11 protein-coding genes are annotated in these 8,528 nt (G+C 70.7%); 4 read left to right on the plus strand and 7 right to left on the minus strand.

Going from position 1 to position 8,528, the window contains the following annotated elements; genetic code table 11:
- Positions 1-224: 224 nt before the first annotated feature.
- The 3 genes from Q0066_RS11440 to Q0066_RS11450 are packed head-to-tail and all read right to left on the minus strand — an operon-like array spanning position 225 to position 2,430.
- Positions 225-941 carry a hypothetical protein gene (locus Q0066_RS11440; protein ID WP_298133001.1) on the minus strand — a complete coding sequence of 239 codons (717 nt, stop codon included), beginning with the start codon at positions 939-941 and terminating at the stop codon, positions 225-227.
- On the minus strand, positions 938-1,726 hold the full coding sequence (locus Q0066_RS11445) for a hypothetical protein (protein WP_298133003.1): 789 nt from the start codon (positions 1,724-1,726) through the stop codon (positions 938-940). Before Q0066_RS11445 ends, Q0066_RS11440 begins: the two co-directional genes overlap by 4 nt.
- Positions 1,723-2,430 carry an ATP-binding cassette domain-containing protein gene (locus tag Q0066_RS11450; protein WP_298133005.1) on the minus strand — a complete coding sequence of 236 codons (708 nt, stop codon included), beginning with the start codon at positions 2,428-2,430 and terminating at the stop codon, positions 1,723-1,725. Before Q0066_RS11450 ends, Q0066_RS11445 begins: the two co-directional genes overlap by 4 nt.
- Positions 2,431-2,563: 133 nt before the next feature.
- On the opposite strand from Q0066_RS11450, the gene Q0066_RS11455 reads away from it, so the two are divergent.
- Positions 2,564-3,418, plus strand: a complete 855-nt coding sequence (locus Q0066_RS11455) for a histidine kinase (protein WP_298133007.1) — start codon at positions 2,564-2,566, stop codon at positions 3,416-3,418.
- Positions 3,415-4,080 (plus strand): response regulator transcription factor, encoded by a 666-nt coding sequence (locus Q0066_RS11460; RefSeq protein WP_298133009.1) that lies wholly within the window; start codon positions 3,415-3,417, stop codon positions 4,078-4,080. The genes Q0066_RS11455 and Q0066_RS11460 overlap by 4 nt, the downstream gene beginning before the upstream one ends.
- A 120-nt stretch (positions 4,081-4,200) precedes the next feature.
- Here the strand turns inward: Q0066_RS11460 and Q0066_RS11465 are convergent, their stop codons facing one another.
- The 4 genes from Q0066_RS11465 to Q0066_RS11480 form a co-directional block, all read right to left on the minus strand.
- Positions 4,201-4,758 (minus strand): hypothetical protein, encoded by a 558-nt coding sequence (locus Q0066_RS11465; protein WP_298133011.1) that lies wholly within the window; start codon positions 4,756-4,758, stop codon positions 4,201-4,203.
- A 64-nt stretch (positions 4,759-4,822) separates the two neighbouring features.
- Positions 4,823-5,281: a hypothetical protein gene (locus Q0066_RS11470; RefSeq protein ID WP_298133013.1), complete on the minus strand. Its 459-nt coding sequence runs from the start codon at positions 5,279-5,281 to the stop codon at positions 4,823-4,825.
- A gap of 191 nt (positions 5,282-5,472) precedes the next feature.
- Positions 5,473-5,862, minus strand: a complete 390-nt coding sequence (locus Q0066_RS11475; RefSeq protein WP_298133015.1) for an MmcQ/YjbR family DNA-binding protein — start codon at positions 5,860-5,862, stop codon at positions 5,473-5,475.
- Between the two features lie 200 nt (positions 5,863-6,062).
- Positions 6,063-6,458, minus strand: coding sequence for a hypothetical protein (locus Q0066_RS11480; RefSeq protein ID WP_298133017.1), 396 nt, complete (start codon positions 6,456-6,458; stop codon positions 6,063-6,065).
- A gap of 94 nt (positions 6,459-6,552) precedes the next feature.
- On the opposite strand from Q0066_RS11480, the gene Q0066_RS11485 reads away from it, so the two are divergent.
- Together Q0066_RS11485 and Q0066_RS11490 are read left to right on the plus strand one after the other, a co-directional pair.
- On the plus strand, positions 6,553-7,170 hold the full coding sequence (locus Q0066_RS11485; protein WP_298133020.1) for an MBL fold metallo-hydrolase: 618 nt from the start codon (positions 6,553-6,555) through the stop codon (positions 7,168-7,170).
- 35 nt (positions 7,171-7,205) lie between these two features.
- Positions 7,206-8,093 (plus strand): alpha/beta hydrolase, encoded by an 888-nt coding sequence (locus tag Q0066_RS11490; protein WP_298133021.1) that lies wholly within the window; start codon positions 7,206-7,208, stop codon positions 8,091-8,093.
- Positions 8,094-8,528 lie beyond the last annotated feature (435 nt).

Here is an 8,528-nt window from a genome sequence, read left to right on the forward strand (position 1 = left end):
GCGTTCCAGCGATTCGTCGTGAAAAGCGACCAGCGCGCCGTCGGCGGTCACCTGACAAGGCAATACCCCTGGACGCGGCCCGCGTCGCGACGAGACCGCGACCGGCCTGCGCGTGATCGACACTGACCCCGCCGGTGTCGTTCACCTGGGCAAGCGCGACCGCGGCGGCGTGATCCTGACAGGCCGCGCGGCACTGATTCAGCAACGCGGTGGCTGACGCCAGGCTAGGCGTCCCGGGACAGGAAGGCGACGGCTGCCGCGGCTCCGGTCGCGGCCGTCCAGCAGAGCAGGACGAGGACGCCGGTGGCCGGCGTGAGCACGGTATCGGCACCCGGCTGGTAGAGCAGCGAGCCGGCCCGGTCCGGCAGCCAGCGCGCATGCTCGGTGAGCCCGGAGAGCAACGGAGACAGGACCAGGACCAGCCCGAGCATCGCGACCAGCGGCGGCAGTTGCGACCGGAGCAGGACGGCCAGAGCGAGGGCCAGCAGCCCGATCAGCACCAGGTAGGCGGCGGCACCGGCGAGCGGCCGGCCGTCCACCGGAGCATGCTCACCCCGGACGGCGAGCGCGACCAGCGCGGTCACCGTCCCGGCGCCGACCGTCAGGACGCTCAGGGTGATCGTGACGACCAGGAAGGCGAGGGTCTTGCCGGTCAGGAACAGCAGCCGGGCCGGCGTGACCGTGAGGCTGGTGAAGACCTGCCGCCCGGCGTACTCGCTGCCCGCGGCCACCACGCCGAGCAGGATCGGGCCTACCTGCAGGAAGGGCATCGCGGCGACCACGACCCGTCCGGCATCGCTTCCGGACGGCGCGGAAGCGGCCAGCGCCGCCACCAGAAGGACGGTCACCGCGATCGTCCCGGCCACCGCGGCCACGGCCGCCGGCAGACCGGCGAGCTTGCCGAGTTCGGCGACGATCGTCCGGGGGAGCCGGGAGGTCACGCGTCCCTCCGTTCGAACGCCGCCGCCGCGACCGCCAGCAGCCCGAACGCCCAGGCCGCCATCACCAGGCCGCCGGTCAGCGGGTCGAGGGCGTCGGCGGTCATCGCCCAGGTGTCGCGGGCGAAGAGCCGCATGCCGGCCAGGTCGGGCAGGTAGTAGGCCAGCGGGGTGAGGTTGGACAGCAGGATCGACACCGACACCAGCGACGAGTTGGCGATCAGCACGATCAGCGGAATCGTCCCGTCCCGGGCCAGCACCGCGATAGCGAAGGCGATCAGGGCGGTCAGAGTCCAGTAGAGCGCGGCTCCGGCGCAGCGGATCGCCAGCTCGGCCCACCCTTCGCCGCTGCTGATCCCGATGATCAGGTGGCTTGCCGCCAGACAGGTCGGCAGGGTCACCGCCGCCGTCCCGGTTAGCAGCAGGACGACCGCCGCAGCCTTCGCCACCAGCAGCCGGAGCCGGCGGGGCAGCACGGTGAGGGTCGAGCTGATCTGCCGTCCGCCACCGGCGTCGGAACTGTTCGCGCTGTACTCGCTGCCGATCGCGATGACGCCCAGGATCACCGCGCCGACCGTGCCGAGCGGCGCGGCGGAGAAGGCCGCCTCGACCGGCGAGGTGTAGCCGACGTCGTCGAGTTGGCCGCTGTCCAGCGCCGCCCGGATGCCGGTGGCGTTGAGCACCGTGATGCCGAGCGAGCCGAGCGCGGCGATCGCCACGGCGACCCGGGCCGCCGGCAGGGTCGCGGTCTTGTGCAGTTCGGCGGCGATCGCGCGTCCGAGGCTCACCGGGTCGCCGCCGCGTCGATCAGGGCGAAGAAGGCGTCCTCCAGGTTCGCGTGACCGGCGGTCACGGCGTCGAGCGGGCCCTGTTGCAGAATCCGTCCGCCCGCGATCACCACCAGATCGTCGGCGATCTCGGCCACCTCGCTCATCAGGTGGCTGGAGAGCAGGACGGCGCCCCCGGCGTCGGCGAAGTCGCGCAGCAGCCGGCGGATCCATCGGATCCCCTCCGGGTCGAGGCCGTTCACCGGCTCGTCCAGCACCAGCGCCCGCGGCTCGCCGAGCAACGCGGCCGCCAGGCCCAGCCGTTGCCCCATCCCCAGGGAGAAGGTGCCGACCCGGGCGCGTCCGGCACCGGCCAGCCCCACCTGTTCCAGCACCTCGTCCACCCGGCGGCGCGGGATGCCGGAGGCCCGGGCCACCCAGGTCAGGTGGTTGCGCGCGGTGCGGGAGCGGTGCGCCCCGGAGCCGTCCAGCACCGAGCCGACAGTCCGGAGCGGGTCGCGCAGCGCCCGGTACGGCCGGCCGTCCACCAGCGCCGTGCCGGAGCCGGCGCGGTCGAGCCCGAGCAGGATCCGCAGGGTGGAGGACTTGCCCGCTCCGTTCGGGCCGAGGAAGCCGGTGACCCGGCCGGGCAGGGCTTCGAAGCTGACGTCGGAGAGCACGGTGCGGGGCCCGTGCCGCTTGCTGAGGCCTGTGATGGTGAGCATGCCCTCCATGCCACCAGCCGATCGCCCGCCGGGCATCGGGCCCGGGACGGGACCTGGCCGCGTCCGCTCGGACCTGGGTCTCTCCGACCCAGGTCCGATCCCTGTCCGGCGGAGTGAACCTAGACTCGCCGCTGTGGAGACGGACCGGCCGATCTGGCGTTCCCGGGCGTGGGTCGCGGCTGTCGTGGTGCTGCTCGGCACCTTCGGAGTCCTCGGCGTCTTCGGTGTCGAGGACCCGGTGTCGGTGCGGATCACCCTCGCCGTCGCCATGGCCGTCGTCGGGACGGTGGTCGGCTGGGCGGTGCTGCGCACCCGCGCCCAGCGTCGCGGCTACGAGACCGAACTGGCCGCCTGGTCGGCCGAGCGCGCCACGCAGGCCGAGCGGCTGCGGATCGCCCGCGACCTGCACGACCTGGCCTCGCACGGGCTGGGCGTGATCACCCTGCGGGCGGCCGCCGCCCGCCGCGCCGCTGGTCCGGGTGTCGAACTCGAGCGCGAGGCGGCCCTGGTCGACATCGAGCGGGTCGGACGCGAGGCCACCACCGAACTGCGCCGGATGCTCACCCTGCTGCGCACCCCCGGCCCGGCGCCGCTGCGGCCGGCCGAGACCCTCGCCGACCTGCCGGCCATCGTCCGTGCCGCGACCGACGTCGGCCTGGAGGTGAACCTCGAGCTCGGCGAGCTGGGCGGGGTGTCCGCCGGAGCCCAGCTCACGGTCTGCCGGGTCGTCCGCGAAGGCCTGAACAACGCGCTGCGGCACGCCGGCCCGACCCGGGTGCGGGTCGTCGTCCGCCGGGACGGGGAGGCGCTCGTCGTCCGGGTCCGCGACGCCGGCGCCGTCCCCGGCTGGCGTCCGCATCCGGGCGCCGGCCACGGCCTGGACGGGCTGCGGGAACGCCTGGCCGCGCTCGACGGCGCACTGCTCGCCGCCCCGGTGGACGACGGCTGGCTGCTGGCCGCGCGGATACCCGATCGGACGGCGGCATGACCTCGTCCGCCCCGGTCCGGGTGCTGATCGCGGACGACCAGGCGCTGCTGCGGCACAGCCTGCGCATCCTGGTCGACGGCGCCGGCGACCTGGTCACGGTGGGCGAGGCCGCCACCGGCGGCGAAGCGGTACGGCTCGCCCGGGAACTGGCGCCGGACGTCGTCCTGATGGACCTGCGGATGCCCGGCGGCGACGGCATCGAGGCCACCCGGACGATCGTCGCCGACCCGGGGCTGGCCTGCCGGGTGCTGGTGCTCAGCATGTTCGAGCTGGACGAGTACGTGTACGGTGCGCTGCGGGCCGGCGCCAGCGGGTTCCTGCTGAAGGACGCTCGGCCCGACCAGCTGGTCGCGGCCGTCCGGCGCACCCACGCGGGGGAGTCCCTGTTCGCGCCGGCCATCCTGACCCGCCTGGTCGAGCACTACGTCAGCCGGCCTGCCGTGGCCAGGGTGCGGGTCCCGGAGGTCCTCACCGCCCGCGAGGCGGAGGTGCTCGCCCTGGTCGGCCGGGGCCTGTCGAACGACGAGATCGCCGCCGCGCTGGTGATCTCGATCAAGACGGTCAAGACCCACATCGGCAACCTGCTGGCCAAGCTCCATGCCCGCGATCGCGCCCAGCTGGTGATAGCCGCCTACGAGGGTGGTCTGGTGGGTCCCGGGTGAGAGATTCCCGCGGGCGGTCTTCGGCCGCCCCGGCATCGAGTGGATCTGGCCGAGCTCACCTCCAAGGTCAGCGACGAAGGCCCGGACCGCCGTGTTGCGTCAGAGCCACCCCCCAACTCCTCACCGCACCAGATCGGGCTGCATGTCAGGTCGCGGGTCACAGACCTCGTTGAGCGCGACCAGGTAGTGGGTGCCGACCTCCACGCTGAAGATCGGCCGGATGCTGTGCCTATGGGGCTCGTCGTACCAGGTCCCGTCCGGGCGCACCTCATGCAGGACCACCCGCTTTCGTTTGAGCTGCAGTGCCCGGCCGATCCACCGCATTCCGTGCCCGTCGCGATGCTCGACCGAGACGAGGGGGAAGCTCGCCGCGAGAGACTCGATCACCCGCGAGGTCGAGCTCAGGTCGACGTCAGGCGAGACGGGCGGCCATTCCGGCTGGGTCGGAGCGAAGCGGCTTTCGAAGCTGGTGTCCCACCGAACGTGACGGACGTCGCTGAGCCGGAAGGCCCGATAGCCGTCGAAGTACCCGCCGTCGAGGGTCGCGGCCAGCAGTCCCCAGTCGTCTCCCAGGGCGACCACGTAGCCGTCCGCCGGGCTGATGCGCTTTGGCTCGAACGCGATTCTGACCATCCGCAGGTCACCCAGCGACTTGCGGAGGCGTCCCTTGTTTCCCATGACCGTCCTTCTGTGCCGATCCGTCATTCCAGTGAGTGTTCCTCGACGGTGTATCTCCCCGCCGCTAGTTCTGGTCGAGCTGCAGGTCAGGTCGCGGGTCGCAGGCTTTGTTGAGCGCAACCAGGTAGCGGTTGCCGACCTCCACGTTGAAGATGGACCGGAATCGGTGCTCTTGGAGCTTGTCGTCCCAGCTTCCGTTCGGTTCGACTTCCTGCAGGACGAGCCACTTGCGCTTGAACCGAACTGGCCGGCCGACCCACATGCATCCGTGGGCGTCGCGATGCTCGACCGAGACGAGCGGAAAGCTCGCCGCCAGAGACTCGATCACCCGTGCGGTCGAACTCAGGTCGACTCCAGGTGACACCGGCGGCCATTCCGGCTGGGTCGGCGCGAAGCGGCTCTCGAAGCTGGTGTCCCATCGCACCTCACGGACGTCGCGCAACTGGAACGCCCGATAGCCGTTGAAGTACCCGCCATCCATGGTCGCGGCCAGCAGACCCCACTCGTCGCCCAGCGCCACCACGTAGCCGTCCGCCCGGCTGATGTGCTTCGACCCGAACTCGATCCTGACCATCCTCCGCTCATCAAGCGATGTGCGAAGTCGTCCCTTGGTGCCCATGACCGTCCTTCCGTGCCGGGCCATTGTCCCAGGTCCAGACTCGGGCCGCTCGTCGGCAGAAGGGGATGCCTCAGGCAGGCCCGGGGGGCCATCGATCACGGCAGCAGTTTGATCAGCCGGGCCGGGGCGGTGTTGCGGTACGACTCCTCGACCAGGTCGGCCAGTTCGTCCCAGTCGACTTCGGCGGCGCGGAAGTCCAGCCCGATCCAGCCGTACGGTCCGTAGTAGGCGGGCACGAAGAAGCGCTCGTCACTCAGCGCGGCCTCCCGGGTGAGCAGGTTGGGCAGCACGAGCACCGACTGCGCCCAGCGGTCGTTGTAGTGGTCACCCTTCACCACCGCGCCGAAGACGGCGAACACCTTCTTGGTGTAGAAGTTCGGGTGTCCGTGGGACTCCTTCTCGGAGGCCTCCGGCAGCGCCAGGCAGATCGTGCGCAGTCGCGCCAGGTAGGGGTCGTCGTGGGCGTAGCGACGTGGATGGCTCACGTTCGCCTCCCTCCAGCCGGGTGATCGGGCAATCCGAGGCTACCCCGGCGCTCCCGGGTATGGCTCCTGACTTCTCGCTCGAACAGATCGACCTCTGGATGCCTATTCAGGACGGGGATGGCGTCCTTCGGGGCAATCTGGAGGTCGATCTGTTCAGGATGCCTCAGGAGCGGGCTCGGCCACCTCGACTTCCCTGAGCGTCAGAAGTCGTCATCGGTCAGGCCGAGTTCCAGCCAGGTCCGGGCTGCTTCCTCCGGCGGCAGCCAGGCAAAGGAGTACACCTCTGCGCCGTCACCGCGGCGGTCGAAGTACCCAGCATCAAGCTCGCGCACGGTGGGCCAGAGCGGACCGTAGTCCTCGAAAGAGCGCTCTTTGGTTCCGTCCTTCCACACGATGACGAACCACGGCCACCATTGGCGGCCCGGGAAGGTCATCTCGAGGCGGACGCTCGCAAGATGGCCGACCGGCTCGCCATCCCGAATCAGCGTGCCGACACCGTGGTCGTAGGCGGTCAGATCGGGATCGGGGAGTTGGTAGTCGGCAAGACCGCTGTCTTCGAACCACTTCTCGAACCATCGTCTGATGCGCCCGTGCATGGGCCAATGGTTCCATGGTTCTCGGTCTGCGGTGGTGATGGAAGACTTTGTCGGCGACGGCGGAACCGACCACGACCCGGGAGGGAGTCGAACCATGGAGATCACCCGTCTGGTGACTGCGGGAAACCGTGATCCGCTAGGGCCGCCGGATCACGAGAACAACGTGTGGGTCGTCGGGGACGGCGCGGAGGTCGTCGTGATCGATCCGGCGCATGACGCCGACGCCGTGCTGCGAGCGGTCGGTGGCCGGCGCGTGGTGGCGGTGCTGCTGACCCACGGGCACTGGGATCACGTGCGTGCTGCCCCTCGGTTCGTGGAACTCACCGGCGTCGCGCCGTATCTCGCTCCCGAGGACGACTTCCTCTGGCGCGAGTTCAACGGGGACGCTCCCTACCTGCCGCTCGAGGACGGTGCAGAGTTCACCGTCGCGGGACGGTCACTGGTCGCGCTGCGCACTCCGGGGCACACGCCGGGCTCGACCTGCTTCTGGCTGGAGTCAGCGACAACGGTCTTCACCGGCGACACCCTGTTCGAACGCGGTCCGGGCGCCACGCGGTGGGAATACTCCAGCTTCGAGACGATCATCGCGTCCATCACCGGCCGCCTCTTCCCGCTGGGTGATGAGGTGGTCATCAACACCGGCCATGGGCCGTCGACCACGATCGGAGCCGAGCGTCCGCAACTGCAGACCTGGCTCGACCGCGGCTGGTAGCCGCCCGCCGCAGCCGGTTTCGTAGACTCGTGAGCATGCCGCCGGAGTCGATGATCGGACGCGGTCTGCTGGGCGCGGACCGGCTCATCGCCACGCCCGACGGCCGGTCGCTGCGAGCCATGGTCGCCGGCGAGGGCGACGACCTGGTCGTCCTGGAGGCGGGACTGGGGATGAGCGGCCTCTACTGGGGCCTGGTCCACCACGCGATCTCACCCCACACTCGCGTGGTCGCCTACGAGCGGGCCGGCTTCGGCGCCAGCACCCCGGACGCGGACCAACGAGACCTCGCCCGTCTCGCGGACGACTTGCAGACCGTCATCGACGCCTTCCCGCATCGCCGCCTGGTGCTGGTGGGCCACAGCTGGGGCGGCCCGATCGTCCGGACGGCGGCAGCCACGCGGCTGGCCCAGGGAAAGCCGGTCACCGGGCTCGTCCTGGTGGATCAGAGCGACGAGCACGCCGCCGACCTCTACACCTCACGGACGGCGCGCGCCGCCGACGCTGTGCAGCGGGCGCTGATGGCCCCGTTGGCCCGCCTGCGCCTGCTCGCCCCCTTGATCCGGACGCAGGCCGCCGGCCTGCCGGCCCAGCTGCTAGACGCAGTCGTCGCCTCCTCCAGCACCATCGACGCTGCGAAGGCGAGCGTCGCCGAACTAGCCCACGTAGCCGACGAACTACAGCGACTGCGCGATCACCCGCTGGACCTGGGGGGTCTCCTACTGACCGTGATCTCGGGCCAGCAGCACACCCGCCTCGATCGTGGCATCCGCGCGCGAATCGTCCAGGCGCACCGCGACACCGCTGCCCGGCACCCCGGCGCGCGATTCGTCACGGCTGAGCGCTCGGGCCACCTGATCCCGATCTCCGAACCCGAACTGATCGCCTCCGAAGCCCTGTCGCTCCTTCACCAGCGCCGGAACTGACCCAATCATGTGGCGCAGGCCCACCGATCAGGGTTGAACCGCCGGTCTTGTCGATGTCAGGCCGATGACCCGAGGCAAGCGCAGTCGAACCGCCGTTGTTGCTGTCAAAACGCCAGATTCTGGCCCGACAACGACAAGAGCGGCGGTTGGAGCGAGCTCCGCGCTCCAGACCCGGCTGAGAACGACAAGAACGGCGGTCTCACTTCAGCTTTGGCTCGCGGGTCGCCTCGACCGGAGGTCGCGGGTCGGGTGGGTCGGCTCGGCCGGGGGTCGTGTGCCGTGGGTCGCCTCGGCTGTGCGCTATGGGCGCAATCCGGCGGAACTGGGGGAGGCTCACGGTACAGTGGCGGACGTGCTCGATCCACGGTTGCTGTACTCGCTGAACCCGGAGGTGTGGGATTCGCTGAAGGGGCATCGGCCGGTGCTCCTGCACCT

It is taken from the genome of Micropruina sp. (assembly GCF_027492755.1).
GTDB lineage: Bacteria > Actinomycetota > Actinomycetes > Propionibacteriales > Propionibacteriaceae > Micropruina.

Bases quoted from the DNA above. Each gene is read 5' to 3' on its own strand.
- Q0066_RS11450 (WP_298133005.1), bottom strand. From the start codon at position 2,430: ATGCTCACCATCACAGGCCTCAGCAAGCGGCACGGGCCCCGCACCGTG.
- Q0066_RS11460 (WP_298133009.1), top strand. From the start codon at position 3,415: ATGACCTCGTCCGCCCCGGTCCGGGTGCTGATCGCGGACGACCAGGCG.
- Q0066_RS11465 (WP_298133011.1), bottom strand. From the start codon at position 4,758: ATGGGAAACAAGGGACGCCTCCGCAAGTCGCTGGGTGACCTGCGGATG.
- Q0066_RS11480 (WP_298133017.1), bottom strand. From the start codon at position 6,458: ATGCACGGGCGCATCAGACGATGGTTCGAGAAGTGGTTCGAAGACAGC.
- Q0066_RS11485 (WP_298133020.1), top strand. From the start codon at position 6,553: ATGGAGATCACCCGTCTGGTGACTGCGGGAAACCGTGATCCGCTAGGG.
- Q0066_RS11490 (WP_298133021.1), top strand. From the start codon at position 7,206: ATGCCGCCGGAGTCGATGATCGGACGCGGTCTGCTGGGCGCGGACCGG.